The organism is Pseudomonas sp. MYb2 (genome assembly GCF_002979955.1).
Taxonomy (GTDB): Bacteria; Pseudomonadota; Gammaproteobacteria; order Pseudomonadales; family Pseudomonadaceae; genus Aquipseudomonas.
In genome coordinates, this window is sequence record NZ_PCQC01000017.1 from 62,737 (window position 1) to 87,688 (window position 24,952).

At 56.5% G+C, this 24,952-nt stretch carries 29 protein-coding genes, 1 tRNA gene and 3 pseudogenes; 9 read left to right on the top strand and 24 right to left on the bottom strand.

Going from position 1 to position 24,952, the window contains the following annotated elements; translation table 11 throughout:
- Positions 1-843: 843 nt before the first annotated feature.
- The 3 genes and pseudogenes from CQ009_RS23355 to CQ009_RS30535 all read right to left on the bottom strand — a co-directional run.
- Entirely contained in the window at positions 844-1,095 is a 252-nt protein-coding gene (locus CQ009_RS23355; protein WP_256585483.1) for a recombination protein NinG, read from the bottom strand.
- Positions 1,096-1,505: 410 nt separating this feature from the next.
- The gene (locus tag CQ009_RS23360; protein WP_224790854.1) at positions 1,506-1,697 is read right to left on the bottom strand and encodes a YceK/YidQ family lipoprotein; all 192 of its coding nucleotides are present in this window, start codon (positions 1,695-1,697) and stop codon (positions 1,506-1,508) included.
- Between the two features lie 74 nt (positions 1,698-1,771).
- A pseudogene (locus tag CQ009_RS30535) lies at positions 1,772-1,984 on the bottom strand (DUF1983 domain-containing protein); the annotation flags it as partial.
- 160 nt (positions 1,985-2,144) lie between these two features.
- Here CQ009_RS30535 and CQ009_RS23370 point away from each other — a divergent pair.
- Positions 2,145-2,432, top strand: a complete 288-nt coding sequence (locus tag CQ009_RS23370; protein ID WP_064389159.1) for a hypothetical protein — start codon at positions 2,145-2,147, stop codon at positions 2,430-2,432.
- Positions 2,433-2,884: 452 nt separating this feature from the next.
- Here CQ009_RS23370 and CQ009_RS30540 read toward each other — a convergent pair.
- Positions 2,885-3,064 (bottom strand): annotated as a pseudogene (locus tag CQ009_RS30540) (hypothetical protein); the annotation flags it as partial.
- 96 nt (positions 3,065-3,160) lie between these two features.
- On the opposite strand from CQ009_RS30540, the gene CQ009_RS23375 reads away from it, so the two are divergent.
- On the top strand, positions 3,161-3,562 hold the full coding sequence (locus CQ009_RS23375; protein ID WP_105708848.1) for a hypothetical protein: 402 nt from the start codon (positions 3,161-3,163) through the stop codon (positions 3,560-3,562).
- A gap of 28 nt (positions 3,563-3,590) precedes the next feature.
- Positions 3,591-3,800 (top strand): annotated as a pseudogene (locus CQ009_RS23380) (site-specific integrase); the annotation flags it as partial.
- 79 nt (positions 3,801-3,879) lie between these two features.
- Here the strand turns inward: CQ009_RS23380 and CQ009_RS23385 are convergent.
- From CQ009_RS23385 to thrS, 9 genes are all read right to left on the bottom strand, one after another.
- A tRNA-Pro gene (locus CQ009_RS23385) sits at positions 3,880-3,956 on the bottom strand.
- Between the two features lie 89 nt (positions 3,957-4,045).
- The gene (locus CQ009_RS23390) at positions 4,046-4,402 is read right to left on the bottom strand and encodes a MerR family transcriptional regulator (RefSeq protein WP_003179985.1); all 357 of its coding nucleotides are present in this window, start codon (positions 4,400-4,402) and stop codon (positions 4,046-4,048) included.
- Complete coding sequence (ihfA, locus tag CQ009_RS23395; RefSeq protein WP_002553164.1) at positions 4,383-4,685, bottom strand: integration host factor subunit alpha; 303 nt, start codon at positions 4,683-4,685, stop codon at positions 4,383-4,385. Before ihfA ends, CQ009_RS23390 begins: the two co-directional genes overlap by 20 nt.
- A 3-nt stretch (positions 4,686-4,688) precedes the next feature.
- Positions 4,689-7,067: a phenylalanine--tRNA ligase subunit beta gene (pheT, locus tag CQ009_RS23400; RefSeq protein ID WP_064389157.1), complete on the bottom strand. Its 2,379-nt coding sequence runs from the start codon at positions 7,065-7,067 to the stop codon at positions 4,689-4,691.
- A gap of 26 nt (positions 7,068-7,093) precedes the next feature.
- Complete coding sequence (gene pheS, locus CQ009_RS23405; protein ID WP_105708849.1) at positions 7,094-8,110, bottom strand: phenylalanine--tRNA ligase subunit alpha; 1,017 nt, start codon at positions 8,108-8,110, stop codon at positions 7,094-7,096.
- A gap of 109 nt (positions 8,111-8,219) precedes the next feature.
- The gene (gene rplT / locus CQ009_RS23410) at positions 8,220-8,576 is read right to left on the bottom strand and encodes a 50S ribosomal protein L20 (RefSeq protein WP_007913489.1); all 357 of its coding nucleotides are present in this window, start codon (positions 8,574-8,576) and stop codon (positions 8,220-8,222) included.
- Positions 8,577-8,604: 28 nt separating this feature from the next.
- Positions 8,605-8,799, bottom strand: a complete 195-nt coding sequence (gene rpmI / locus CQ009_RS23415) for a 50S ribosomal protein L35 (RefSeq protein WP_002553160.1) — start codon at positions 8,797-8,799, stop codon at positions 8,605-8,607.
- Positions 8,800-8,859: 60 nt separating this feature from the next.
- A complete protein-coding gene (gene infC, locus CQ009_RS23420; RefSeq protein WP_171057393.1) occupies positions 8,860-9,411 on the bottom strand; it encodes a translation initiation factor IF-3 in 552 nt (183 codons plus the stop codon).
- The gene (gene thrS / locus CQ009_RS23425; RefSeq protein WP_007913488.1) at positions 9,411-11,333 is read right to left on the bottom strand and encodes a threonine--tRNA ligase; all 1,923 of its coding nucleotides are present in this window, start codon (positions 11,331-11,333) and stop codon (positions 9,411-9,413) included. Before thrS ends, infC begins: the two co-directional genes overlap by 1 nt.
- 371 nt (positions 11,334-11,704) lie before the next feature.
- Here thrS and CQ009_RS23430 point away from each other — a divergent pair, with 371 nt between their 5' ends.
- Together CQ009_RS23430 and CQ009_RS23435 are read left to right on the top strand one after the other, a co-directional pair.
- Positions 11,705-12,007: a hypothetical protein gene (locus CQ009_RS23430; protein WP_064389155.1), complete on the top strand. Its 303-nt coding sequence runs from the start codon at positions 11,705-11,707 to the stop codon at positions 12,005-12,007.
- Positions 12,008-12,295: 288 nt separating this feature from the next.
- Entirely contained in the window at positions 12,296-12,508 is a 213-nt protein-coding gene (locus CQ009_RS23435; RefSeq protein ID WP_003179963.1) for a cold-shock protein, read from the top strand.
- 72 nt (positions 12,509-12,580) lie between these two features.
- Here CQ009_RS23435 and CQ009_RS23440 read toward each other — a convergent pair whose 3' ends face one another.
- Together CQ009_RS23440 and CQ009_RS23445 are read right to left on the bottom strand one after the other, a co-directional pair.
- On the bottom strand, positions 12,581-12,898 hold the full coding sequence (locus tag CQ009_RS23440; RefSeq protein ID WP_064389154.1) for an I78 family peptidase inhibitor: 318 nt from the start codon (positions 12,896-12,898) through the stop codon (positions 12,581-12,583).
- Positions 12,899-13,067: 169 nt separating this feature from the next.
- Positions 13,068-13,373, bottom strand: a complete 306-nt coding sequence (locus CQ009_RS23445; protein ID WP_064389153.1) for a hypothetical protein — start codon at positions 13,371-13,373, stop codon at positions 13,068-13,070.
- 132 nt (positions 13,374-13,505) lie between these two features.
- On the opposite strand from CQ009_RS23445, the gene CQ009_RS23450 reads away from it, so the two are divergent.
- Complete coding sequence (locus tag CQ009_RS23450; protein ID WP_064389152.1) at positions 13,506-13,718, top strand: hypothetical protein; 213 nt, start codon at positions 13,506-13,508, stop codon at positions 13,716-13,718.
- A 33-nt stretch (positions 13,719-13,751) separates the two neighbouring features.
- Here the strand turns inward: CQ009_RS23450 and CQ009_RS23455 are convergent, their stop codons facing one another.
- From CQ009_RS23455 to CQ009_RS23490, 8 genes are all read right to left on the bottom strand, one after another.
- Positions 13,752-14,780, bottom strand: coding sequence for a nucleoside hydrolase (locus CQ009_RS23455; RefSeq protein ID WP_064389151.1), 1,029 nt, complete (start codon positions 14,778-14,780; stop codon positions 13,752-13,754).
- 32 nt (positions 14,781-14,812) lie between these two features.
- Complete coding sequence (rbsD, locus tag CQ009_RS23460; RefSeq protein ID WP_064389150.1) at positions 14,813-15,217, bottom strand: D-ribose pyranase; 405 nt, start codon at positions 15,215-15,217, stop codon at positions 14,813-14,815.
- Positions 15,214-16,131, bottom strand: coding sequence for a ribokinase (rbsK, locus tag CQ009_RS23465; RefSeq protein WP_105708850.1), 918 nt, complete (start codon positions 16,129-16,131; stop codon positions 15,214-15,216). Before rbsK ends, rbsD begins: the two co-directional genes overlap by 4 nt.
- A 24-nt stretch (positions 16,132-16,155) precedes the next feature.
- Positions 16,156-17,175 carry a LacI family DNA-binding transcriptional regulator gene (locus CQ009_RS23470; RefSeq protein ID WP_064389148.1) on the bottom strand — a complete coding sequence of 340 codons (1,020 nt, stop codon included), beginning with the start codon at positions 17,173-17,175 and terminating at the stop codon, positions 16,156-16,158.
- Between the two features lie 9 nt (positions 17,176-17,184).
- Positions 17,185-18,162, bottom strand: coding sequence for an ABC transporter permease (locus CQ009_RS23475; RefSeq protein ID WP_064389147.1), 978 nt, complete (start codon positions 18,160-18,162; stop codon positions 17,185-17,187).
- Positions 18,159-19,712, bottom strand: a complete 1,554-nt coding sequence (locus CQ009_RS23480; RefSeq protein ID WP_064389146.1) for a sugar ABC transporter ATP-binding protein — start codon at positions 19,710-19,712, stop codon at positions 18,159-18,161. Before CQ009_RS23480 ends, CQ009_RS23475 begins: the two co-directional genes overlap by 4 nt.
- A 57-nt stretch (positions 19,713-19,769) precedes the next feature.
- The gene (locus CQ009_RS23485; protein WP_064389145.1) at positions 19,770-20,726 is read right to left on the bottom strand and encodes a sugar ABC transporter substrate-binding protein; all 957 of its coding nucleotides are present in this window, start codon (positions 20,724-20,726) and stop codon (positions 19,770-19,772) included.
- A gap of 201 nt (positions 20,727-20,927) precedes the next feature.
- Positions 20,928-21,374, bottom strand: a complete 447-nt coding sequence (locus tag CQ009_RS23490) for a hypothetical protein (protein WP_064389144.1) — start codon at positions 21,372-21,374, stop codon at positions 20,928-20,930.
- A gap of 349 nt (positions 21,375-21,723) precedes the next feature.
- On the opposite strand from CQ009_RS23490, the gene CQ009_RS23495 reads away from it, so the two are divergent.
- The 3 genes from CQ009_RS23495 (at position 21,724) to CQ009_RS23505 (ending at position 23,983) form a co-directional block, all read left to right on the top strand.
- The gene (locus CQ009_RS23495) at positions 21,724-22,812 is read left to right on the top strand and encodes an asparaginase (RefSeq protein WP_064389143.1); all 1,089 of its coding nucleotides are present in this window, start codon (positions 21,724-21,726) and stop codon (positions 22,810-22,812) included.
- A gap of 198 nt (positions 22,813-23,010) precedes the next feature.
- On the top strand, positions 23,011-23,289 hold the full coding sequence (locus CQ009_RS23500; RefSeq protein ID WP_105708851.1) for a DUF1654 domain-containing protein: 279 nt from the start codon (positions 23,011-23,013) through the stop codon (positions 23,287-23,289).
- 4 nt (positions 23,290-23,293) lie between these two features.
- Positions 23,294-23,983, top strand: a complete 690-nt coding sequence (locus CQ009_RS23505; protein ID WP_105708852.1) for an endonuclease — start codon at positions 23,294-23,296, stop codon at positions 23,981-23,983.
- 56 nt (positions 23,984-24,039) lie between these two features.
- Here the strand turns inward: CQ009_RS23505 and CQ009_RS23510 are convergent, their stop codons facing one another.
- Positions 24,040-24,951, bottom strand: a complete 912-nt coding sequence (locus tag CQ009_RS23510; protein WP_105708853.1) for a siderophore-interacting protein — start codon at positions 24,949-24,951, stop codon at positions 24,040-24,042.
- Position 24,952: the final 1 nt, after the last annotated feature.

Below are 24,952 nucleotides of genomic sequence, written 5' to 3' on the forward strand. Positions count from 1 at the left end.
CCACCCTGTACGAATCTGCCTGCGGGATCAACTGCAAAAGCCTTCCGAGCAATAGCCTCGTAGCCACTACTAGAGTCCCACTCGTTACCCACGCCTTCACGGATTTGTCCGGCTGCATGCATGCCCCCCGTTGTATTGGCGCCAACTGCTTCGGTGAAACAAAGCTCAATTTACGTGCGACGGTTTTGCAGCCAGTGAACTTCCTCCGTCCACTGTCGCTGGACACGCTGCAAACGTGCGCATGGAGCAGGTCTGTGCAGAGGTAGCGGCTATCCGTTGCTCAATTCTTCGCAAAAACACCCAGTACTGTAGCTCACCTCTAACGATGGATATCCGGTGTACCTTAGCCCTCCTTGTCCACAGAATTGTCCAGCCAACTTAATATTTTATAAAAAATACTTATTTTAATGAACAGAAAAACACGCGTTTTCTGTGCTTGTGCAAACGGAAACACGAAACCTTCAGAGGCAGTCTCGCGCAGGCTTTCCTTCGATCGAACGAAATACAAATCGACCGCCCATTGCTGAGCCATCAAACAGCCATCACAATAACTACTGGTCGAATTCCTAAAGGCAAACACGATGTTCACGTTTTATATAGCGATTGGTCTGGGGCTCATCTGGACAGCTCTATGGTTTTTCGTAGAGTCGCGCCACCGCGCTGCCCTGAACATATTTTGTTCGATTGTGGTTGTGGGAACAATCGCCGGTATGTCGCTGGCCAGACTGTAAGTGCGCAGAAGTGGTGGTGATCGTTTTGATCACCACCGCCTAAGGTGATCCGAAAAAATCATAGTGAGCCTGCAAGGATCCAACCAGTTGAAATTTCAGCTTTGGTTATCTCTCAGAGACGAAGGTGCAGGCCGGCAACTAGGCTGCTATCGAATCGATCTTGCGACCAGGGTGCGTGCTGTACTTCGCCACCAGAGCGTTCCAGTGCCGAGGGGCGATCCGCCCTGCTTTTTAGCTTCTCATTGCGGACTTTGATCTCGCGACGCTCGTACTCGCCGATGGCCTTGCGGGCTTTCTCGCTGTTCGCCGGCGCATGGGCCAACGCGCATTTCGGACTGCACACCACCTGCAGGGTGTTGAACATCGGGGCGAACTTCTCGCCACATGCCTTGCATGTCCTCTGCTTCGCCTCCTGAGAGCATTGCTCATGCAAGACCCCTATCACGACTCTCGGTGATTAATGGCTTCTAGCCTTCCGCGAAGATTGTCGTTGACTGCGACGAGGACGATTTCAACTACGGCATTTACGACTGAGCAACGAGCGCCACAACAGCCTGTCGTTAACAGCCCGATCCTCTCTGTGAGAGCACATCGGGCTGTGATCTGAATCCCGCCGCCAAGCGGCGAGCTTCCAAGCAGCGAAGCCCGAGCAATGAACTGGGCTGATGTAAGGATTGGCACCTGCCAGATCACACCCCGACGTGGACAAAACGGCGACATATAGCGCCCGCCTGCAACGACTCAAGTGTCGAATCGATGTCTAGGGGACTGGCGTCAAAGCGCGCAAAACGGCAGCGAGATGGTGTCAGCTACGAAGGTAAATGGTAAGTCGATGAACACAAGCGGGCCGAGAAACATCCAAAGGTCGTATTCACCCTCAACACCGTCATAGCAGTCATATGAGCTGTTCGGATTGGTAACCGCGCCAAGCCAGGCGCAGCCACTCAACTGTGAAATAGCCAACATCAAAATGAGCTTCCGTAGCACGTAACTTCCTTATCACTTTCCCATTGTGTGATGTGTAGACGTCATCGGGGAAAGTTAGTCACCTGCCCCGACACAACCCGCGCGAACTCTGAGTCGATGGTGACGCCGTTGCTATTGTTGGTGAACTGTAAATCGTGACCGCCCTGCACTGCGAACAGCACCGAGATTGCGCCGCCGGCAATGGTGTTGACGATTGCGAATCGATCGGCGCTGACCAGGAACTGGCTTTGCAGCCCGGCACCGGTGTTTTCGATACCGAGGCCGATAGCTCAGACACTACAAGGAGTGACGTGGGAGGCACGGGCCTGTGCATTGGAGTGCGTCCTGTGATCAGGCCACCCGAGCGCTAGAAACTACACGCAGTTGAGTGGCGGGCGTGATGCCAGAGTGCTTCAATCGAGCCTCACTTAAAAAAGGAGATGTGCAATGGAGTTTCTTAAACCCCTTAGTATCTTTTCGCTGGGTTTTTACTCGGCAATCGGCGTCGCTGCGCTGATTGCGCTGTACTTTCTGTTTTACGGAGCAAGATGCGCAGATTCGTGGATGAAACGTCAGTCGATGCCAACTGATCGCGTGTGGGCCTATGTCGTCATTGCGGCACTTTTGGGTCTGTGCATTGGAAGCTTCGCTCAGGGGTTAACCGAGATCCAAGCCGAATGCGCAGCCTATGGTCAACCTGTTGGTCAGTGCCTCTTCAAGCACCTCAGCCCGTAGGCAACTTACAGCGGCCCGACAGAGAGGGAGTCGATGCCTCCTAGTCGGGTTGCTTGGTTGTCATAAATTGTCTCTTGTATGCCCAAACGTACGGCTTGAAAAGATGTCACTTTGCCTCTATCTAACGGAAACCATAAATGAAAAGGCTTTAATTAAATGACTGAATCGACAAAAAAGCCTGCCGCCCCCGTCACAACCGAAGCAAAAAACTTCAGACAGCCTATCCATCAAAGAATGCATTTTTGAGTCTGCGGCTTACTACAAGACGAAGTCGGAAGGCAGAAGAGTCCTAGTTGTTTCTGCAGCTCTTGAGTTGATAGCCAGAAAAGCGGCCGGGCCGACGCCTACGAACCTCGAGGCTGAGCTGAAACTACTGTCAAAATACGCCGATTACATCCAGGCAGCGACGAAACTTAAGTGACTCACCGGTGCCGCACTTACCTGCGGCACACCTACTCTTCCCCGCCACCCAGCAGCACATCAATCAGCTTCTGCTCACCAAGGCGCATTGCACCCAGACACTGCAGGTCGTCGCACTTGGGGCCAAGCCCGAACATCGTCACTTCGCCTTCCCGCACAATGAGGGGCAGCGCGCCTAAAGTGCATTCCGGATGCATACCGTTATAGAGATCATAATGGCCTGCCCATAGTCCCCTTTGGGCTTGAAATAATGGCTTGTTGCCGGTATTAAGTCCGCGTAAACAACGGTGCAGAACTAAAGGTAGGAAATGGAAAACCTGACAAAATTGCGAGTCGCGCTGACAATCGGAGCACTTGTCGGGTTTGTGCCAATCACCCTCCTCTTCGCAGCTGGCATCGTGGCTTTGTTCATTCCACTCTTTTTCGTCATCCCAGAGCCCCCTCTAGTTCTACTGGGAGGTATAGGCGCATTTATCATCTCGCTGCTTGGGATATGGTCAGCCTGGAAAATTTATGCTCTTGCGATGGCAGCCTCACCAAACGTGCGCAACCCTCGATCACTTGCATTGGCTACTGTGGTAGCCATGATCTGGGGAATGTTTCTCGCCTACTACCTGCGCGGGCTTCCCGAACTCACGTGCATATTCCTAATGCCTGGAATAGTCTCGACAGCCATGCTCGCCGTTACGTTGAAAAGGCAAAGAGCCTGACGCAGGTGGCACACCGGCTAACGTCTTTCATTTGACGCGACACACGTTTGGCCGTCGCCTTCGAGCGGCGGGTGTGGCCGAAGAAGACCAAAAGGCACTTCTGGGCCACAAGAACGGCAGCATCACCAGTCACCATTCGGGCGCTGAGCTCGGGCATCTGATTGAGGCTGCGAACATGGTATCAGCAACCGATTCACGTGGGCCGGTGCTGACAATTTTGAAGAGGAAGCAAGCGTGAGAAATGGAGAAGTCACGCAAATGTCACGCGCATGAAAAAGGCCAATGCTGCGAACATTGGCCTAAGTCATTGAATTATATGGTCGGGACGGAGTGATTCGAACACTCGACCCCTAGCACCCCATGCTAGTGCGCTACCGGACTGCGCTACGCCCCGACTGGTCTTGCAACTCGCTCTTCACCTCGAAGAGCGCTCAAGAATATAGCGCAAGCTTTTGAAAACTGGAAGTATTCAAAAGCAGCTTTTTATTTCTTGAGTACCACCAGCACGTCTTCCAACTCGGCAATCATCTGCCGGATCATCTGCTTGTATTGGGTGGTGTCATCTTTGGCTTCGTCGCCGGACAGGCGCAGGCGTGCGCCGCCGATGGTGAAACCTTGGTCGTAAAGGAGCGCGCGAATCTGCCGGATCATCAGCACGTCCTGGCGCTGATAATACCGGCGGTTTCCGCGGCGTTTGACGGGGTTGAGTTGAGGAAACTCCTGCTCCCAGTAGCGCAGCACGTGTGGCTTTACGGCACACAGCTCGCTGACTTCACCGATGGTGAAGTAGCGTTTGCCCGGGATAACGGGGAGTTCGTCGTTATGACTTGGTTCCAGCATAAGCCTCAACTCGGGCCTTCAACTTCTGCCCTGGACGAAAGGTGACCACACGGCGAGCCGTGATCGGGATTTCTTCCCCCGTTTTCGGGTTGCGGCCAGGCCGCTGGCGTTTGTCCCGAAGGTCGAAATTGCCGAAACCGGACAATTTGACCTGCTCGTTGTCTTCAAGAGCGTGCCTGATTTCCTCGAAAAACAGTTCTACCAATTCCTTGGCTTCCCGCTTGTTCAGGCCCAGCTCTTCATACAGACGTTCCGCCATCTCAGCTTTCGTCAAAGCCCCCATACGTCACTTCCTTAACGTGGCGTTCAACCTTTGTTCGAGCGAGGTGAGGATATTTTGCGTCGTCGAATTCACCTCATCGTCATTAAGAGTGCGCGATGGATGCTGCCAGGTCAAGCCAACTGCAAGGCTTTTTCTATCAGGATCAATGCCTTTACCCTGATATACGTCAAACAGCCTGAGATCTGTGAGCCATTCGCCTGCATTTTCACGGATTACGTCCAGTACAGCCGAGGCTGCAACGTCTTTGTGCGCGATCAGTGCAAGGTCACGACGCACTTCAGGAAAGCGCGACAACTCGTGGAATTTCGGCATTTTACCGAGCGCCACTTCAGCCAGAACCAGCTCGAAAACGAATACGGGACGATCCAGACCCAAAGCTTTCGACAATTCCGGGTGGATAGCACCGATGAAGCCGACTTCACGCCCTTCTCGCTCGATGCGCGCGGTTTGACCCGGATGCAGCGCTGGGTGTTTGCCCGGTGCGAAGGTGAATGAATCCAGTGCACCGGCAAAGCCCAGCACCGCTTCCACGTCAGCTTTGACGTCGAAGAAGTCGACGGTGTCGCGACCTTGCGCCCAGCCTTCCGGCAGACGGCTACCGCAAACCACACCGGACAGCATCGGCTCTTGCTTCAGGCCTTCGAGCTGACCGACGAAGCGCAGACCGCTTTCGAACAGACGCACGCGATCCTGCTGGCGATTGAGGTTGTGCTGCAGCGCTTTGACCAGACCCGGCCACAGCGACGAGCGCATGGCTGCCATGTCATTGGAGATCGGATTGGCCAGCAACAGCGGCTCAACACCCGGATTGAACAGCTCGAACTGACGTGGATCGATGAAGCTGTAAGTGATCGCTTCCTGATAACCACGCGCGACCAGCAGACGACGCAGTTCCGGCAGATCGCTACGCGCTTCAGCCTTGGCTTGCGGCGCCAGGCGCGCTTGCGGGTAACGAACCGGCAGACGGTTGTAGCCGTACAGACGGGCCAGCTCTTCGATCAGATCGACTTCCAGGCTGATGTCGAAGCGATGGCTTGGTACTTCTACGCGCCACTGACCTTCACCGTCGGCAGTGATACCCAGACCCAGTCCGCCGAGCAAACGCTCGACTTGGGCTGAATCCATTTCCATACCGAGCATCTGGGTAATGCGCTGGGAACGCAGGGTGATCGGTGCGATCGACGGCAGGTGCTGCTCGCTCACGGTCTCGATGATCGGGCCGGCGTCACCACCGGTGATTTCCAGCAGCAGGCCAGTGGCGCGCTCCATGGCTTCACGGGCCAGTTGCCAGTCAACACCACGCTCGTAGCGGTGCGAAGCGTCGGTGTGCAGGCCGTACGAACGAGCCTTGCCCGCCACAGCAATCTGGTCGAAGAACGCACTTTCCAGGAATACATCGCGAGTGGTCGCGGAAACACCGCTGTGCTCGCCACCCATCACACCGGCAATCGCCAGGGCGCGAGTGTGGTCGGCAATCACCAGCGTATCGCTACGCAGGCTGACTTCCTGACCGTCGAGCAGCACCAGCTTCTCGCCCTCTTCCGCCATGCGCACGCGGATGCCGCCATTGATTTCGGCGAGATCGAAAGCGTGCAGAGGCTGCCCCAGTTCCAGCATCACGTAGTTGGTGATGTCGACGGCAGCGTCGATGCTGCGCACGTCGGCACGACGCAGACGTTCAACCATCCACAGCGGCGTAGGCTTGGACAGGTCAACGTTGCGGATAACGCGCCCCAGGTAGCGCGGGCATGCCGCTGGCGCCAACACTTCTACCGAGCGCACTTCGTCGTGCACGGCAGGAATGCTCATGACCACTGGACGAGTGACCGGCGCGTCGTACAGCGCACCGACTTCACGGGCCAGACCGGCCAGGGACAGGCAGTCGCCACGGTTCGGAGTCAGGTCGACTTCGATGCTGGCGTCTTCCAGGTCCAGATACACGCGAAAATCTTTGCCCACCGGCGCATCGGCCGGCAGTTCCATCAGACCGTCGTTGCCTTCGCCAACCTGCAGCTCGGCTTGCGAGCACAGCATGCCGTTGGACTCAACGCCACGCAGCTTGGCTTTCTTGATTTTGAAGTCGCCCGGCAGTTCGGCACCGATCATCGCGAACGGGATCTTCAGGCCCGGACGCACGTTTGGCGCACCGCAGACGACCTGGAAGGTTTCCGCGCCATTGCTGACCTGGCACACGCGCAACTTGTCGGCATCAGGATGTTGCTCGGTGCTCAGCACCTCGCCCACCACCACGCCACTGAAAACACCGGCGGCCGGCGTAACGCTATCGACCTCAAGACCGGCCATCGACAGACGAGCAACCAGCTCGTCGCGATTTACCTGCGGGCTAACCCAGCCACGCAGCCATTGTTCACTGAATTTCATCCTGCTCTCCTAAGAATTCGTTACGACTAGCGAAATTGCGCGAGGAACCGCAAGTCGTTGTCGAAGAACAGACGCAAGTCGTTCACGCCGTAACGGAGCATGGCCAAACGCTCGACGCCCATGCCGAAGGCAAAACCGGAGAACTCTTCCGGATCGATGCCGGACATGCGCAGCACGTTCGGGTGAACCATGCCGCAGCCCATCACTTCCAGCCAGCCAGTCTGCTTGCAGACGCGGCAGCCTTTGCCGCTGCACATCACGCATTCCATGTCGACTTCAGCGGATGGCTCGGTGAACGGGAAGTACGAAGGACGGAAACGTACGGCCAGTTCTTTTTCGAAGAACACCCGCAGGAACTCTTCGATGGTGCCTTTGAGATCGGCGAAATTGATGTCGCGATCGACCAGCAGGCCTTCGACCTGGTGGAACATCGGCGAGTGGGTGATATCGGAGTCGCTGCGGTACACACGGCCTGGGCAGACAATGCGGATCGGCGGCTGCTTCGATTCCATGGTGCGGACCTGTACCGGCGAGGTATGGGTGCGCAACAGCATGTTGGCGTTGAAATAGAAGGTATCGTGCATCGACCGAGCCGGATGATGGCCTGGGATGTTGAGCGCTTCAAAGTTGTGATAGTCGTCTTCGACCTCTGGGCCTTCAGCGATGCCGTAGCCGATATGGGTGAAGAACTGTTCAACACGTTCCAGAGTCCGGGTTACCGGATGCAGACCACCGGAGGTCTGGCCACGGCCAGGCAACGTCACGTCAATGGATTCGGCAGACAGTTTGGCAGCCAGTTCGGCTTCTTCAAACAGGGCCATGCGCGCATTGAGTACGCCTGTGACACGCTCCTTGGCAACGTTGATCAGGGCGCCGACTTGCGGACGCTCTTCTGCCGGCAAATTCCCCAGGGTCTTCATCACCTGAGTCAATTCACCTTTTTTGCCAAGGTATTGAACCCGGATTTGCTCCAGGGCATTGATATCTTCAGCGCTTTGCACAGCCTCTAGTGCTTGAGAGACCAGCGCATCCAGGTTTTCCATGTACAGACTCCAGATACAAAATAGGGGAAGAGCTTGAAGGCTCTTCCCCTATTTAAGACGTTTACCACCTGGCCCCACGGAAGTGAGGCCGGGTGATTGTCGGGGGTACTTAAGCCAAGGTGGCTTTAGCTTTCTCGACAATCGCAGCAAACACCGCTTTTTCGTTCACTGCCAGATCAGCCAGAACCTTACGGTCGATCTCGATGGACGCTTTTTTCAGGCCAGCGATGAAACGGCTGTAGGACAGACCGTTAACACGAGCACCAGCGTTGATACGAGCGATCCACAGAGCGCGGAACTGACGTTTTTTCTGACGACGGTCACGGTAGGCGTATTGGCCTGCCTTGATTACCGCTTGCTTGGCAACACGGAATACGCGGGAGCGTGCGCCGTAGTAGCCTTTAGCAAGTTTCAGAATTTTTTTGTGACGCTTACGGGCAATGACGCCACGCTTTACACGAGCCATGAGTTACTTCCTCTATTCTTGACTAAAATTAACGAAGGCGCAGCATGCGCTCGACTTTTGCCACGTCAGACGGATGCAGCAAGCTGCTACCGCGCAGTTGACGCTTACGCTTGGTCGACATTTTAGTCAGGATGTGGCTCTTGAAAGCGTGCTTGTGCTTGATACCGTTAGCAGTTTTCAGAAACCGCTTAGCAGCACCACTTTTGGTTTTCATTTTTGGCATGTTCGGATACTCCGCATTCAGTTGATAAACATAATCAGAAGGCCTGCCGTGCCCTGTTGATTACTTCTTCTTTTTCGGGGCGATGACCATGATCAGCTGGCGTCCTTCCATCTTAGGATGCTGTTCGACCGAACCGTACTCGAGCAGGTCAGCTTCAACCCGCTTGAGGAGTTCCATCCCCAGCTCCTGGTGGGCCATCTCACGGCCGCGGAATCGCAAGGATACCTTGGCCCTGTCCCCATCACTCAGGAAACGTACCAGGTTGCGCAGTTTTACCTGGTAATCCCCTTCCTCCGTCCCTGGACGAAACTTGATTTCTTTTACCTGAATCTGCTTCTGGTTCTTCTTCGCCGCGGCAACCTGCTTCTTCTTTTCGAAGATCGATTTGCCGTAATCCATCACACGGCAAACCGGTGGGATTGCGTCTGCGGAGATTTCCACCAGATCAAGCTTTGCTTCTTCAGCAATACGAAGCGCTTCATCAATCGAGACGATGCCAATCTGCTCGCCATCAGCGCCAATTAACCGAACCTCGCGTGCCGAGATATTCTCGTTGATCGGGGCTTTCGGTGCAGCTCGTTTATCTTGTCTCATTTCACGCTTAATAATAATTACTCCGAATCTGGGCGACCACGCCGGGAAACCGCTTGCGCGAGAAACTCAGCGAACTGGGCGACGGGCATCGAGCCCAGGTCAGCACCTTCACGAGTACGCACAGCGACAGTCTGCATCTCGACTTCCTTATCTCCGATAACCAAGAGATAGGGAACCTTGAGCAAAGTATGCTCGCGGATTTTAAAGCCGATCTTTTCATTTCTCAAGTCGGACTTGGCACGAAATCCGCTTTCGTTGAGAGTTTTTTCAACTTCTGCAACAAAATCTGCCTGTTTATCAGTGATATTCATGATCACCGCCTGCGTTGGCGCGAGCCAGGCAGGGAACGCACCTTCGTAGTGCTCGATCAGGATCCCGACGAAACGCTCGAAGGAACCGAGGATCGCACGGTGCAACATCACTGGGTGTTTGCGGCTGTTGTCTTCAGAGACGTATTCAGCGCCCAAACGGACAGGCAGGTTAAAATCGAGCTGCAAGGTACCACACTGCCAGACGCGACCGAGGCAATCTTTCAGCGAGAATTCGATCTTCGGACCGTAGAATGCACCTTCGCCCGGCTGCAGATCGTACGGCAGGCCCGCAGAATCAAGGGCTGCAGCCAATGCAGCTTCAGCGCGATCCCACAGCTCGTCGGAACCGACGCGTTTTTCCGGACGAGTGGACAGTTTCATCTCGACATCGGTGAAACCGAAGTCACGATAAACGTCCATGGTCAGCTTGATAAATGCAGCGGATTCGGCCTGCATCTGCTCTTCGGTGCAGAAGATGTGGGCGTCGTCCTGAGTGAACGCACGCACACGCATGATGCCGTGCAACGCACCCGACGGCTCGTTACGGTGGCAGGCACCGAACTCGGCCAGACGCATCGGCAACTCGCGGTAGCTCTTCAAGCCCTGGTTGAACACCTGCACGTGGCACGGGCAGTTCATCGGCTTGATGGCGTAGTCGCGGTTTTCCGACTGCGTGGTGAACATGTTGTCGGCGTAGTTGGCCCAGTGCCCGGATTTCTCCCACAGGCTGCGGTCAACGACTTGAGGGGTTTTGATCTCAAGATAGCCGTTGTCACGCTGGATCTTGCGCATGTACTGCTCGAGCACCTGGTACAGAGTCCAGCCGTTCGGATGCCAGAACACCATGCCCGGGGATTCTTCCTGGGTGTGGAACAGGCCCAGACGCTTGCCGATCTTGCGGTGATCGCGCTTTTCAGCTTCTTCGATGCGCTGGATGTAAGCCGCCAGCTGCTTCTTGTCGGCCCAAGCGGTGCCGTAAACGCGCTGCAACTGCTCGTTCTTGGCGTCACCACGCCAGTAGGCGCCCGACAGCTTGGTCAGCTTGAAGGATTTCAGGAAGCGGGTGTTCGGCACGTGCGGACCGCGGCACATGTCGACGTATTCTTCGTGATAGTACAGACCCATGGCCTGCTCGTTCGGCATGTCCTCGACCAGGCGCAGCTTGTAATCTTCGCCGCGGGCCTTGAACACTTCGATCACTTCGGCGCGCGGAGTGACTTTCTTGATCACGTCGTAATCTTTTTCGATCAGCTGCTGCATGCGCTGTTCGATCGCAGCCATGTCGTCCGGAGTGAAAGGACGCTCGAAGGCGATGTCGTAATAGAAGCCTTCGTCGATGACCGGCCCGATGACCATTTTCGCAGTCGGGTACAGCTGCTTGACCGCATGGCCAACCAGGTGAGCACAAGAGTGGCGAATGATCTCCAGCCCCTCTTCATCCTTTGGCGTAATGATTTGCAGGGTCGCGTCGCTGCTGATGATGTCGCTGGCGTCGACCAGTTGGCCATTGACCTTGCCGGCCAAGGTGGCTTTGGCCAGGCCAGCACCAATGGATGCGGCGACCTCGGCTACGGAAACCGGATGATCGAATGAACGTTGACTGCCGTCGGGAAGAGTAATAGTTGGCATGGCGCCTCCTCTCCTAGTGGTGACCCCTACCAAAGGTCACGTGGGTTGGGATGAGCCAGTACAAGATCCGATCCAGGCCATTCAATGACGAACGCCTGCCTTACAGCGGCAGGAGCCTTGCGGCCAACCGGAAAACCGAACCAGAGTGACTGGGATTCAAATCAGAATATTCGCACGCTGACTGCTGCCGGGACTGAGTGTCATCCGGAGCCTGAGAACGCTTGAGCCCGGCATGCTAGCACAGATGAGCGGTCACTTATGCCTCTGTTTGACCAGAAGGCAAATCGTCCGTTTTTATGCCAGAGTGCTGAACTTGATCGGCCCTTCAGCCCTCAGATAACAAGACACTGACCCACAAGGAGCATCCTCGCATGCGTCTGAACACCTTATTCGCCGTAGTCGCCCCCATTGTTCTACTGCTGCCGCTGAGCGCTCACGCCGATTGGCCGAAGGGCGAGCGTGAGAAGTACATGGCCCAGTGCACACAGGCGGCCACTCCACAAATTGGCGCCGCTGCAGCGAAATCCCACTGTGCCTGTGGCGCGGACGCAATCAAGTCTTATCCAGCCAGCGACATTCAGGCACTGATGGACAACAAGGCAACGCCTGATCTGCAACAGAAAGCCTTGGGTCAAATCGCCAAATGCAAGGCGAATACCCCGGCTAAAAAGTGATAAAAAAGGCCTTGATGATCGGCTAAAGGCTGGAAAAAAGCGCAAGAAATGAGCCTTTTCAGACGATTTATGCAGGTTTTACAGGTTTTTTTATTGTCTTTACTTTTCGCTCGAAGCCTTTTAAACCGGGGCCTGCAGCCAAAAAAGGCAGTAAAGAAAACACGACTGATTGGCAAACAGCACGTCCGGGGGGCTACCAAAGCGAACATTTCGACTATGATACCCGGGTGTGCCCAGTTGGCCTGAGCAGCACAGTACTGAAAAATATATGTTTCTTGGAGATACACCATGTCTAATCGCCAAACCGGCACCGTTAAGTGGTTCAACGATGAAAAAGGCTTCGGCTTCATCACTCCTCAAGGTGGCGGTGACGACCTGTTCGTACACTTCAAAGCTATCGAATCCGACGGTTTCAAAAGCCTGAAAGAAGGCCAGACTGTCTCCTTCGTGGCTGAGAAAGGCCAAAAGGGTATGCAAGCTGCACAGGTTCGCCCAGAGTAATTTCTCGGCGCACTAAAAAAACCCCGTCCATGTGACGGGGTTTTTTATGCCTGTAACCTAAGCGTTCTGCGATCAGCCGCAGTTGACGCGAGTGATCACCAGATTGTTGTCGGTATTCAGGTTAAGGCGATCGGAGCGGTACTCCAGCGTGATCATATCGTTAGGCTTGAGGAAACGAGCATTCTGCGCACCGGCTTTGGCGCGAGCCTGCTCCAGCAACTCAGGTGAAGCCTTCTTGCCAATGGCGAACTGCGCCGCCGTTGCTTCACAGCGGCTGTGACCCGATTCGGTTGCCACTGGATCCTTTGCCGACTCGCTGGAACTCGTACTGCAACCGGCCAACAGGGCTGCGGCCATAAGTGCACCCAGTGTCGCGAACTTCAAAGGCATGAAGCCTCCTTGTATTCAATAAAGTTAAGCTGAGATCGTGCGACCGCCATCGCGGCGTTTGGTTTCACGGCCAAGGCCATCACCCTGCCCCACGATCAGAAAAACGCCGAGTGTGCCTGAGCGTAGCTCGACTCTTCATCTATCAATCGTGACTGAATATTAACGGCGCTCAGTAGACATCGATGTAGTCAAAGGGCGGATTGGGCCAGTTATCCTTGAGCGCATTGAAAATCTGCATCACCCAGACTTCATCGCTGGCTGCGACATTTCCGACGTAGCCCGAACCCTTGGCCCACGTCTCAAGACGAAACAGCAGACTATCGATGTCCTGCCCACCGGTCACGCCCGAGGAAATGTAAGCAATACCGCCCTTCGTCACGCGCAGCTGGGTGTGCTCATCATCACTGGCCGAGGCCAGCAACTGACGCACCGCGTCGAGCGTAAGGCCATCAGGGGTATTCAAATCGATCTGCACAACACAGTCCTTGGATCAGCCGGAAAAGACCAAGTGTCGCATAGCCGTGTGCTCATGCCTAAGTCGCAGTGCCAAACGCCCGACAAAATGGTTAACTCGGCACTCAGACCTTTCGACTTTTCGAGCGCTCTCATGACCACCATCAGCATCGACGCCGCCATCAACGCCAAATGGGCAGACGGACACAGTTCTTATAGCCCTGGAACCACTGAAGAACTGGCGCTGATTGGTATCGATCTATTGGTTAAAGAGCTGGGCACAGAAGCGGCCCAGCAATTCATCAAGCAGATTTTCGAGCGCTACCCGACCGAACAGGTCGAGCACGAACTCGCAACAAAGGGGTAAAAACCCGCAGGCTGGCACCTGCGGGCGGGTTGCTTACTTCAAGCGTTTCAGGCGCTCGGTGAGCAAGTCGAAGAAGCCCTGGGCGTCGCCATTTTCAACCCAGAATGCATTCTTCGGTGCTTTCAGACCGTCGTACCAGTCAACAATGGTTTGCCCGAACGTCGGCCCTTCACGGCTATCCACCACGACATTCACCGAACGACCGGTGAACAGCTCCGGCTTGAGCAAATACGCCACGACGGTCGCATCATGCACCGGGCCGCCCGAAATACCGTAGTGCTCCATATCGCCCTTGATGTACTCATTGAGGATGTCGCCGACGATTTTCCCCGCATTGTTGTTGAGCGCGGCAATCTGCTTCAGCCGCGCGTCACTGGTGAGGATCTTGTGCGTCACGTCCAGTGGCAGATAAGTCAGTTTTACGCCACTCTTGAGCACCACTTCGGCGGCTTGCGGGTCGGCAAACAGGTTGAATTCAGCCACGGGGGTGATGTTGCCACCATTGAAGTGCGCACCACCCATGATCACTACTTCCTTGATGCCCTGAACAATCTCGGGCTCCTGGATCAATGCCAGCGCCAGGTTGGTCTGCGGACCGAGCATGGCGATAGTGATGCTGTGTGGCTTGGCTTTTTTCAGGGTATCGATCAGATAGTTGACCGCATTACCTTCCGCCAGGCCCTTTTTCGGCTCATGCACAGTGACACCCGACAGCCCCTCCTTGCCATGGATGTTCTCGGCATAGATTGGCGTACGCATCAGCGGCTTTGGCGCCCCGGCGTAGACCGGAACGTCCTCCCGCCCTGCCCACTCGCGAGCCAGGCGCGCGTTACGCGATGTCTTGTCGAGACGCACGTTGCCGGCCACTGTGGTCAGTGCACGAATATTCAGTTCATCGGGTGAGGCCAGGGCGAACAGCAAGGCGACCACGTCGTCCGCGCCCGGATCGGTGTCGATGATCAGGTCGATTTTTTCCGCCGCCTGAGCGCCGGTCGCAGTTATCACGGACAAAAGCAGCAGACTCCGGATTAATTGATGCAGTTTGTGAGCATAGCGTTGCATGGCGCATTCCTTGTGCAGGTGGACATCGAAAGTTAGAACGTAACCCCGGCGACGAGCACGATGTTGCAGTACGGCTGACATTCGCCTGTACGCACAATCGCCCGCGCCTGGCGGCTGAGAACCTTGAATTGCTCATGACTGAGCAGGTCGCGACGACCCAGTTCGCCCTCGTCATTCAGCGCGTCCAGCGTGGTCAGCGCCGTCGGTTGCTTGTCAAAGATCTCCTTGGCCAGTGCATGGCTTTCCACTTGCATCTCGCTGAGCACGACTTTCAGGGTGCTGACGAAATCGGGAACGCCGTGGGTCAGCGCCAGATCGATCAACTCGACACCGGGAGGCACCGGCAATCCGGCATCACCGATGACGAGCATGTCGCCATGGCCCAAGGATGCGATCAGTCGCGACAGCGCGACGTTGAGCAAAGGAGTCTTTTTCATGCGGGTTTAAAGGCCTGTACGTCGGATATGGTTGGAATGGACGGTTGCGCGCCGGCGCGAGTAACCGACAGTGCTGCGGCGATCTGCCCATAGCGAATGGCCTCGGCTTCGGATTTGCCACCGGCCAACGCAGCCGCAAAACCACCGACGAAGGTGTCCCCGGCGGCAGTGGTATCGACAGCTTTTACCTTCGGCGCGGGGAAATGCTCAAAGCCCTTGCCACTCGCGAACAGCGAACCTTCAGCACCAAGGGTGATGATGACTTTGCCCGCACCCAAGGCGATCAGATGACTGGCAGCATTTTCCGCTGTTTGCAGCGAGTCGACCGTCAGGCCACTCAACGCGGCCGCTTCGCTCTCGTTGGGAATCAGATAATCGATCGCGGCAAACCAGTCTGCTGGAAGCGGTCGACTGGCCGGCGCCGGATTGAGGATCACGGTCTTGCCCAGCGCGCGCGCGCGCTTGAGTGCGTGCCCTACAGTTGCATCAGGGATCTCGAGCTGGCAAATCACCACGTCGGCGGCTTGCAACACCGCATCAAACCGGTCGATCACTGCCGGCGTCATTGCACCGTTGGCGCCCGCGACAATCACAATGGCGTTCTGACTGTTGTCATCGACCACGATCAGCGCTACGCCACTGGAATCTTCGACAGCACTCACCGCCTGACAGTCGACCTGCTCGGCCAGCAACGCGTCACGCAATTGCACACCATAGTCGTCGTTGCCGACGCAGCCGACCATGGCGACCTGCGCGCCCAGTCGTGCAGCCGCCACCGCCTGATTGGCGCCCTTGCCACCGGAAACGGTGATGAAGGAATGACCGATCAGCGTTTCACCGCCCCGCGGCAGCCGTGGCGCGCGGGTGACCAGATCCATGTTCAGGCTGCCTATTACCACTACATTTGCTGGCATACATCACTACTCGTCAATTCGGTTTCAGCGGTATTCGGTGAACACGCCGGACAACGGCGCGGTCGATTCGCGCAAGACAATACTCGGGGTCACGATCCGCTGATCAGTGCCCCGATCCGGTGTGGCAATCCTTCGCAGCAGCACTTCGGCCGCCATCTCGCCCAATTGCAGGATCGACTGGCCGACGGTGGTCAGTGCCGGATACACGTAACGGCTCATCTGGATATCGTCGAAGCCGATCACCGACAGCTCACTTGGCACCCGCACATTGCGCTCGGCCGCCGCGCGCAGCACGCCGATACCAATCATGTCGTTACCGGCAAAAATGGCGCTCGGCGGATTGCTTTCCAGTAGAAGCGCTGCCGCGTTGTAACCGCCGGTGCTGGTGAAATCACTTTCCAGCATGCGCGCCTGCCGCACTTCGATGCCCGCCTCTTGCAGCGCCCGGCAATATCCGGCCTGACGCATTTGCGCCACGCTGGTACTGGCCGGACCGCCGATAGTGGCAATATCGCGGTGGCCCAACTCCAGCAAATGCCGAGTGGCGAGATACGCGCCGTACTCGTGATCGATGCGTACCAGATCCGCGTCTACACCTTCCAGGCCTCGGTCGACAATGACCATCGGCGTCTTCACACCGGCCAGCCCTTGCGCCAGACCGCTATCGCCGCCGGCAGAGGCGACAATCAAACCGTCGATGCGTTTTTCCAGCAGGACGCGTAAATAGCTGCGCTGTTTTTCCGGGTTGTCGTCGGAGTTGCAGAGGATCACGCAATAGCCGTTTCGCTCGCAATAATCCTCGATGCCCCGGGCCAGTTCGGCGAAGTACGGGTTGAGACTGTTGGGTACCAGCAAACCGATGGTTGCGGTGGTCTTGGCTTTCAGCGAGCGCGCCACCGCACTCGGCACGTAGTCGAGACTCTTGATCGCCGCCTCGACTTTCAGGCGCACTTCCTGACTGACCGGCCGCGTGTTGTTAACCACATGCGACACGGTCGTGTAGGAGATGCCTGCAAGTGCCGCTACATCCTTGATCGTTGCCATATTTGTATATCAGCCCCGTCGACTGGCGCGTTGACTGCGATAAGTATCAAGCACCACGGCGATCACGATGACCGCACCGGTGATGATGCGCTTGGTCGGTTCGGTCGCACCAATCTGCGCCAGGCCGGCCGCCAGCACGGAAATGATCAACACGCCGAAGAACGTACTGATCACCGAGCCACGCCCGCCCATCAGGCTGGTTCCGCCGATCACCACGGCAGCGATGACTTGCAGTTCAAGGCCTGAGCCGGCATTCGGGTCGGCGGCCTCAAGACGGGAAATCTGAAACAGCGCAGCGATCCCGGCCAGCAAACCCATCAGGCTGAATACCAGAATCTTGTAAGGTTTCGGATTGATCCCGGCCAGACGCACCGCCTCCTCATTGGTGCCAATGCCGATCAAGTAGCGACCGAACACGGTGCGGGTCAAAACCGCCTGGGCAATGAAAATTACCAGCAAGGCAATGATGAACGACGGCGAGATACCAAACGCAATCGGGTTGGACAGCCAGGCAAATGAATCACCGATGTAAGCCGTGCGCGATCCCGTCATCTGGTACGCCAGGCCCCGGGCCATTTCCAGCACGCCGAGGGAAACGATAAATGAAGGAATTCGCCATGCCACGGTGATCGAACCGGTAACGGTACCAGCCAGTGCCGCCACCGCCATGCCGAGCAACGCCGCCGGCAATACGCTCCAGCCCCAGCCAAGCATGGCGACGCTGACCGTCGAGGCCGCCAGCGCCAGAACCGAACCCACAGACAGATCGATGCCACCAATGATCAGCACGAAGGTCATGCCGACCGCCAGCACCATCAGGTCGGGAATCTGGTTGGCCAGGGTACTGAAGGTGTTATAGGACAGAAAGTGGCTGCTCAAGACCGAGAACAGCGCAACCATCGCCAACAAGGCGCCGGCCAGGCCCAGATAAGTGCCCAGGCCGTAGAAGTTGCCACTACGCTTGCCGGCAGGAGATGCAGTTTTCATGGGAGATCCCTAGGCGCCGCTTCGTTGAGCAACGCATCACGTTTTTGGTAGCCGGCGAACGCGGCAGCAAGCAAATCATCCTGGGTCCAGCTGTCGCGCTCGAAGGTGTCGATCAGGCGCCCGGCCGACAACACGCCGATCCGGTCACAGATCAGCATCAGTTCACGCAGGTCACTGGACACCACCACCAGCGCTTTGCCCTGACGAGTCAATTCGCCGAGCAGTGCATAAATGTCGAACTTGGCGCCCACGTCGATGCCACGGGTAGGCTCGTCAAACAGCAGCACGGAGCAATCACGTTCCAGCCAACGGCCGATCACCACCTTCTGCTGGTTACCACCGGACAACTCTGAAACCAGTTGGGTCGGGCTCGAACTGCGAATGCGCATGGCGTCGATCTGACGCTGCGCCAAAGCGATTTCGTCGCCGTTGTTGACGACACCGCCACTGGAAATTTCTGGCATGTTGCCCAGTGCGATGTTGGCGCTGATCGATTGACTGAGCAGCAAGCCTTCGCCCTTGCGGTCTTCAGTGATCAGCGCGATGCCATTGCGCACCGCATCGACCGGCGAACGCACACTGACCACTTTCGCCGGCGAACCGAGGGCGATGGTGCCACTGTCGGCGGTGTCTGCACCAAAGATCAAGCGCAACAACTCTGTGCGCCCTGCCCCGATCAGTCCGGAAATCCCGAAGATCTCGCCCGCGCGCACCTCGAAAGAGACATCGCGCACTTTGTCCGAACGGCTCAGGCCTTTGACCGTCAATGCCGGAGCGCCAATCTTGCGCGGCCCCATGTCAATGTGTTCGCCCAGCTCGCGACCGACCATCAGCGTCACCAACTGCTCGCTGTTGTAGTTGGCCATCGGCTCGACGCACACCAGGTTACCGTCACGTAGCACGGCAATGCGCTGGGCCACGCGCGCCAGTTCTTCGAGACGGTGGGAGATGTAAATGATGGAAACACCGCGTGCCTGAAGACGAGTGATCTGCTCGAAGAGCATTTCGACTTCGCGCGCTGTCAACATCGCGGTCGGTTCATCAAGAATCAGTACATGGCAATCACCGATCAGATTGCGGGCGATTTCGACCATCTGCTGATGGCCGATTCCCAACTCGCCGACCAGAGTATCGGGATCGATCGCGTCAAGACCGACTTGCGCCATGGCTTCGACCGCCGCTTTGCGCAATTGCCTGCGACTGATCCAGCCACCGTTGCTTGGCAGGTTATCGAGAAACAGGTTCTCCGCCACCGACAGCGTCGGTAACAGGTTGAGCTCTTGCATGACCATGCGCACGCCGAGGTCTTCAGCCTGGGTGCGACTGCCAGGGCGATAGTCCTTGCCCTGGAATTGCATCTGGCCGGTGGTCGGCGTGACCAGGCCACCAATGATCTTCGACAGGGTGCTTTTGCCGGCGCCATTCTCGCCGGTCAGCGCCAGCACTTCACCGCGCATCAGCGTCAAATCGATGCCGGTGAGCACCGGTTGCGCATAGGTCTTACCGATACCGCTGACCGAGAGGACAGCGTTCGGGGCGGAAACTGACATAAAAAACTCTCCATACGCTCGCCCGGACGGGCGAGCGTCGTTGTGTCGCCAGAAGTCTTACTTGGTGACCAGTTCAACCGGTGTTTCGATCACGCCGTTGGTTCCGCTGTCGACCTTCTCGCCCTTGATGATTTTCAGCGCAGTTTCGATACCGAAAACAGCCTGTTTGGCGGCGAACTGATCGGCAGTCGCGAGCACGCGACCGTCTTTGAGCATTGGCTTGATGGCGTTGATATTGTCGTAACCGACAACCTGTACCTGACCCGCCTTGCCGGCGGCACGTACAGCGGAGACGGCGCCGACGGCCATGCTGTCGTTACCGGCCAGCAGCGCCTTGACGTCCGGGTATTCGCTGAGGATCGAAGCGGCAACCTTGTTGCCTTTGTCGATTTCCCAATCACCGGACTGCAGGGAAACGACCTTGATCTGCGCCGCGTCCATCGCGTCCTTGAAGCCAGCGGTACGCTGCTGGGCATTGGTCGTCGTCGACACGCCTTCGATGATGCCGACCTGATCACCGGCCTTGAGCTGTTTCGCCAGATACTCACCGACCAGACGTGCGCCTTTACGGTTATCCGGGCCAACGAATGGCACGCTGATGTTCTTGCTTTTGACGATTTGCGGATCGAGCTGGTTGTCGATGTTGATCACGGTAATACCGGCATCCACGGCCTTCTTGATCACCGGCACCATGGCTTTGGAGTCAGATGGCGCAATGACCAGGGCATTGACCTTCGCCAGGATCATTTGCTCGACGATCCGCGTTTGGCCAGCAGTATCCGTCTCGTCCTTGATCCCGTTGGAGATCAGATCGAAATCGGCGGAATGCTCTTTTTGATAAGCCTTGGCCCCATCTTCCATGGTCAGGAAGAATTCGTTGGCCAGGGACTTCATGACCAGCGCGACCTTGGGCTTTTCAGGGGATTCGGCGAACGCCGAAGAGACAGGGAGCGTGGCAGCGGCGGCGGCCAGCATAGCGACAGCGAGAAGACGTCCAGCAAATGGCAGCTTCATGGGTTCACTCCGATCTTATGATTATTGTGAGCAACGCTTGCGCTGGCGTAAGCTACGTCGCTTTCAGCCGAGAGACAGTGCATCGGGAAAGCCGCGCAAACGTTTGCGTAGACCGGACTATGCGAATCTCGCCGACATTTGTCAACAATCAGAAATCGTCATTTGTTGTAGGGCGAATCTGCCGAGTCGCCCCTTCGCTGTTTATGCCGTGGTGCTGACCAGATTACCGCTGGTGGAATCCTTGGTCATTTCCTTGAGCAGTGCTCCCGCGACTTCCATCATCTCGCCACTGGTTTGCGCAATCTGCCCCTGAATGGACATCACCGCCTGCGACTTCGCCTCCGGCGTCGGATAACTCTGAGCCTGCGCCGCCGCCAGACGCTGCTGCTGTTCCTGAAGCTGCTTCTGTAATTCCTGCATTCGCTTCAGCAGCATTTTGACGGTAACGCTCAGGTTATCGCTACTTTCAGCCTTGCTGTCTTCTGGCGCGGCGCCACCGGTTCGGACCTGATTGCCTGGTTCCTTCTCAGTGCCCAATGCCTCAGCGGACGCATCTGTCTGCGCCTCGCTCAAGGCATTGATGGTCGCCGCAGTTTTGCCGCCGATGGTGACGGCGCCGGGGTTTGCCAAACCAATCGTCAGTGACATGTGGACTCCCTACATTTTAGTTTCCTTGAACCACCATCGGCCAGCGCGGGGCTTTCTTTAGCAGAACATTCGAATCCGGCAAGCAGATTCGTTCGACAGGATCGGTAGTCCTTTTCGGTGAACCGAACGCGAAAGCTTCCATTGTTCGGAAACCCGGATAGGCGATTTCCTCTGCTCTTTTCCAAATCATAAAAACTTGATTTAAATCATCAGGTTAAACATTTCTCTAAAGCAAAGTACGGCTGGTACAGATCCTGCTCTTCCCATAGCACTCCAGGCATTCAGATCAGCCCGGGGCGCATCTAGATGAACCTGCATCAGCACCGTCTCACTACTAGAGAGAAAAATAATGAAATCTGCTTTTAACACTTTGGTTCCGGGCGCTTTGGCCCTTCTCCTGCTTTTGCCTACCGCCCTTCAGGCGAAAGAAGTCGAAACCCAGACAAAACTCGCTAACGTGGTGGTACTTGCCACTGGCGGCACCATTGCCGGTGCCGGCGCGAGTGCTGCCAACAGCGCCACCTACCAGGCCGCTAAAGTTGGCATCGAACAATTGATTGCCGGCATTCCCGAGCTGAACAAACTGGCCAATGTGCGCGGCGAACAGGTCATGCAGATTGCTTCGGAAAGCATCACCAACGACAACCTGCTGCAATTGGGCCGCCGTGTTGCGGAACTGGCTGACAGCAAAGACGTCGACGGCATCGTCATCACCCACGGTACCGACACCCTGGAAGAAACCGCCTACTTCCTCAATCTGGTCGAGAAGACTGACAAGCCGATCATCGTCGTTGGCTCGATGCGTCCAGGCACTGCCATGTCGGCAGATGGCATGCTCAACCTGTACAACGCCGTCGCTGTCGCCAGCAGTAAAGATGCACGCGGCAAAGGCGTACTGGTGACCATGAACGATGAAATCCAGTCCGGTCGCGACGTCAGCAAAATGATCAACATCAAGACCGAGGCCTTCAAGAGCGCCTGGGGTCCGTTGGGCATGGTGGTCGAAGGCAAATCCTACTGGTTCCGCTTGCCAGCCAAGCGTCACACCATGGATTCGGAATTCGACATCAAAAACATCAAGAGTCTTCCTGACGTAGAAATCGCTTATTCCTACGGCAACGTGAGCGATACCGCCTACAAGGCTCTCGCGCAGTCCGGCGCCAAGGCGATCATCCACGCCGGTACCGGCAACGGCTCCGTATCCTCTCGCGTAGTTCCGACCCTGCAAGCGCTGCGCAAGGATGGCGTGCAAATCATTCGTTCGTCTCACGTCAACGCTGGCGGCTTCGTTCTGCGCAACGCCGAGCAGCCAGACGACAAATACGACTGGGTTGTCGCGCACGACCTGAACCCGCAGAAAGCCCGCATCCTGGCGATGGTCGCATTGACCAAAACCAATGACAGCAAGGAACTGCAACGGATGTTCTGGGAATACTGATTGACCTTCGCCCGGTCGATTCTCGATCGGGCACTTGGTTCACCACTCTCCTGTCTGGCGAGTGGTGGGCTGCTTACAACCCTTCTGCATTTTTCCCACAAAAAAGTCGACACGACCTACACCAAAATCCGAAAACCGCTGTCAGAGGATTTTCTTGAATTTTAAGCAGTTGCGAAATTGCTTACAGTTAAATACTGTATGCACGTACAGCTTAATAAGGATAACCTCGTGGCCACCTCTCCTGATGCTCCTGATGCTCCTGATGCTTACGAACGCATGGGTCTGCGCGTTCAGAAAATCATCAACTCCCCCACCGCACAAAAAGCCAAAGCCGCGCTGATCTTCCGTTTGCCGGATGAGCCGATGGATGAGTGGGAGCGCCTGCTCGAGGAAATCGACGAGAACGACAACGTCACCCTCGCCTACCGAGACGATGGCGGCGTGCAGATTTTTTGGGTTGTGCCGAAGGAAGATTGATTCAATGAGTGTCCGCTTTTTCGCTTTACTGTTGTTGTTCGTCGCCATGGGGGCTCAGGCCGGCGCACCCCGCACCTTCACCGAAGCCAAGAAGGTCGCCTGGAAGCTGTACGCGCCGCAGTCCACCGAGTTTTACTGCGGATGCAAATACACCGGCAACAAAGTTGATTTGAAGGCTTGCGGTTATATACCGCGCAAAAACGCCAAACGCGCTTCGCGCATCGAGTGGGAGCACATCGTGCCTGCGTGGCAGTTTGGCCATCAGCGTCAATGCTGGCAGGAAGGCGGTCGCAAGAACTGCACACGCTATGACCCGTCCTACCAGAAAGCCGAGGCCGACCTGCACAACCTGGTGCCGAGCATCGGTGAGGTCAATGGCGACCGCAGCAACTTCAGTTACGGCTGGCTACCGGTGCAATCCGGTCAGTACGGCTCGTGTCTGACTCAGGTCGACTTCAAGGCAAAGAAGGTCATGCCGCGCCCTTCGATTCGCGGCATGATCGCCCGCACCTATTTCTACATGAGCAAGCAATATGGCCTGCGCCTGTCGAAACAGGATCGTCAATTGTACGAGGCGTGGGACAAGACCTATCCCGTGCAGGACTGGGAACGCCAGCGTAATCAGAGCGTGGCGTGTGTGATGGGGCGCGGCAATGAATTTGTCGGGCCAGTCAATCTGAAAGCCTGCGGTTAATCCCTCACGCAATACAAAAGGGCCTCGAACGTGATGTTCGAGGCCCTTTTTCATGCTTAGCTGCCAGATTTGTTGTAGCGCCAGTAACCCATCAGATTGAGCGCTTCGCGCGGGATGCCGCACTCTTTGATCAGGTATTTGCGCAGACTCATGACCGCCGCACTTTCTCCTGCAATCCAGCCGTAGAAACCTCCGGTTGCGGCGTCGGCGACTTCCCAGAGAATGTCTTTATCAATATCGACATCCGCAAGCTTCACGGCCTGCCCCTCTGAAGAGGTATGCACGGGCAAGGTCGCTTGCCGCACCGCATCGACCATCAGCGCACCGGCGACCTCTGCATTGGCCTCATCACGAATCAACCATTGCACCGATAATCCAGGCCAGTCAGGCACGGCGAGCATGTCTTGCGCACTGTCGACTTCGAAGAACGCTTGGGTTTGCGGGGGCTCGGCGAGGACCGCCATTTCGTCGAGAATGCCCATGGCGGCCGGCAACGCCGTGGAATCGGCGACGAGTAGCAATTGCTTTAGCGCTCGCGGAGGCTTCCATTCGAACCCACCGGCCTGCTGCGCTAAAAAATGTTTGTCAGGGGCAAGAATCTGCATTGAGTCCCCCGGCTGCGCGCGCAAGGCCCATCGCGATGCCGGACCGGTTTCACCGTGCAGAACAAAATCGATATCCACTTCGCCCTGTTCAGCTCGCAGGTGGCGAATGGTGTAGGTGCGCATCGCGGGCCGTCGATCGACCAGCATCGACTTGAAGCGCGCGTACCACCCCTCGTCCTGGGCAAGCGTTGACTGTGAACCGTCGGCGGCAGGGAAAAACAGCTTTACCCGTTGATCCGGCGCCCACGTGGCCATTTCGCAAACGGGTGCGCCCACCAGAGTGAGGCGCATCATGTGCGGACTCAATCGGGTTTTACGCTGCAAAGTGACATCGAACAACTTGTAGGGATTGGCGGAGGCCATG

What these genes read in the sequence shown, in the direction of transcription:
- CQ009_RS23355 (WP_256585483.1), bottom strand. Translation starts at nt 1,095, where the DNA reads ATGTTCAACACCCTGCAGGTGGTGTGCAGTCCGAAATGCGCGTTGGCC.
- CQ009_RS23360 (WP_224790854.1), bottom strand. Translation starts at nt 1,697, where the DNA reads ATGTTGGCTATTTCACAGTTGAGTGGCTGCGCCTGGCTTGGCGCGGTT.
- CQ009_RS23370 (WP_064389159.1), top strand. Translation starts at nt 2,145, where the DNA reads ATGGAGTTTCTTAAACCCCTTAGTATCTTTTCGCTGGGTTTTTACTCG.
- CQ009_RS23375 (WP_105708848.1), top strand. Translation starts at nt 3,161, where the DNA reads ATGGAAAACCTGACAAAATTGCGAGTCGCGCTGACAATCGGAGCACTT.
- CQ009_RS23390 (WP_003179985.1), bottom strand. Translation starts at nt 4,402, where the DNA reads ATGCTGGAACCAAGTCATAACGACGAACTCCCCGTTATCCCGGGCAAA.
- ihfA (WP_002553164.1), bottom strand. Translation starts at nt 4,685, where the DNA reads ATGGGGGCTTTGACGAAAGCTGAGATGGCGGAACGTCTGTATGAAGAG.
- pheT (WP_064389157.1), bottom strand. Translation starts at nt 7,067, where the DNA reads ATGAAATTCAGTGAACAATGGCTGCGTGGCTGGGTTAGCCCGCAGGTA.
- pheS (WP_105708849.1), bottom strand. Translation starts at nt 8,110, where the DNA reads ATGGAAAACCTGGATGCGCTGGTCTCTCAAGCACTAGAGGCTGTGCAA.
- rplT (WP_007913489.1), bottom strand. Translation starts at nt 8,576, where the DNA reads ATGGCTCGTGTAAAGCGTGGCGTCATTGCCCGTAAGCGTCACAAAAAA.
- rpmI (WP_002553160.1), bottom strand. Translation starts at nt 8,799, where the DNA reads ATGCCAAAAATGAAAACCAAAAGTGGTGCTGCTAAGCGGTTTCTGAAA.
- thrS (WP_007913488.1), bottom strand. Translation starts at nt 11,333, where the DNA reads ATGCCAACTATTACTCTTCCCGACGGCAGTCAACGTTCATTCGATCAT.
- CQ009_RS23430 (WP_064389155.1), top strand. Translation starts at nt 11,705, where the DNA reads ATGCGTCTGAACACCTTATTCGCCGTAGTCGCCCCCATTGTTCTACTG.
- CQ009_RS23435 (WP_003179963.1), top strand. Translation starts at nt 12,296, where the DNA reads ATGTCTAATCGCCAAACCGGCACCGTTAAGTGGTTCAACGATGAAAAA.
- CQ009_RS23440 (WP_064389154.1), bottom strand. Translation starts at nt 12,898, where the DNA reads ATGCCTTTGAAGTTCGCGACACTGGGTGCACTTATGGCCGCAGCCCTG.
- CQ009_RS23450 (WP_064389152.1), top strand. Translation starts at nt 13,506, where the DNA reads ATGACCACCATCAGCATCGACGCCGCCATCAACGCCAAATGGGCAGAC.
- CQ009_RS23455 (WP_064389151.1), bottom strand. Translation starts at nt 14,780, where the DNA reads ATGCAACGCTATGCTCACAAACTGCATCAATTAATCCGGAGTCTGCTG.
- rbsD (WP_064389150.1), bottom strand. Translation starts at nt 15,217, where the DNA reads ATGAAAAAGACTCCTTTGCTCAACGTCGCGCTGTCGCGACTGATCGCA.
- rbsK (WP_105708850.1), bottom strand. Translation starts at nt 16,131, where the DNA reads ATGCCAGCAAATGTAGTGGTAATAGGCAGCCTGAACATGGATCTGGTC.
- CQ009_RS23470 (WP_064389148.1), bottom strand. Translation starts at nt 17,175, where the DNA reads ATGGCAACGATCAAGGATGTAGCGGCACTTGCAGGCATCTCCTACACG.
- CQ009_RS23475 (WP_064389147.1), bottom strand. Translation starts at nt 18,162, where the DNA reads ATGAAAACTGCATCTCCTGCCGGCAAGCGTAGTGGCAACTTCTACGGC.
- CQ009_RS23480 (WP_064389146.1), bottom strand. Translation starts at nt 19,712, where the DNA reads ATGTCAGTTTCCGCCCCGAACGCTGTCCTCTCGGTCAGCGGTATCGGT.
- CQ009_RS23485 (WP_064389145.1), bottom strand. Translation starts at nt 20,726, where the DNA reads ATGAAGCTGCCATTTGCTGGACGTCTTCTCGCTGTCGCTATGCTGGCC.
- CQ009_RS23490 (WP_064389144.1), bottom strand. Translation starts at nt 21,374, where the DNA reads ATGTCACTGACGATTGGTTTGGCAAACCCCGGCGCCGTCACCATCGGC.
- CQ009_RS23495 (WP_064389143.1), top strand. Translation starts at nt 21,724, where the DNA reads ATGAAATCTGCTTTTAACACTTTGGTTCCGGGCGCTTTGGCCCTTCTC.
- CQ009_RS23500 (WP_105708851.1), top strand. Translation starts at nt 23,011, where the DNA reads ATGCACGTACAGCTTAATAAGGATAACCTCGTGGCCACCTCTCCTGAT.
- CQ009_RS23505 (WP_105708852.1), top strand. Translation starts at nt 23,294, where the DNA reads ATGAGTGTCCGCTTTTTCGCTTTACTGTTGTTGTTCGTCGCCATGGGG.
- CQ009_RS23510 (WP_105708853.1), bottom strand. Translation starts at nt 24,951, where the DNA reads ATGGCCTCCGCCAATCCCTACAAGTTGTTCGATGTCACTTTGCAGCGT.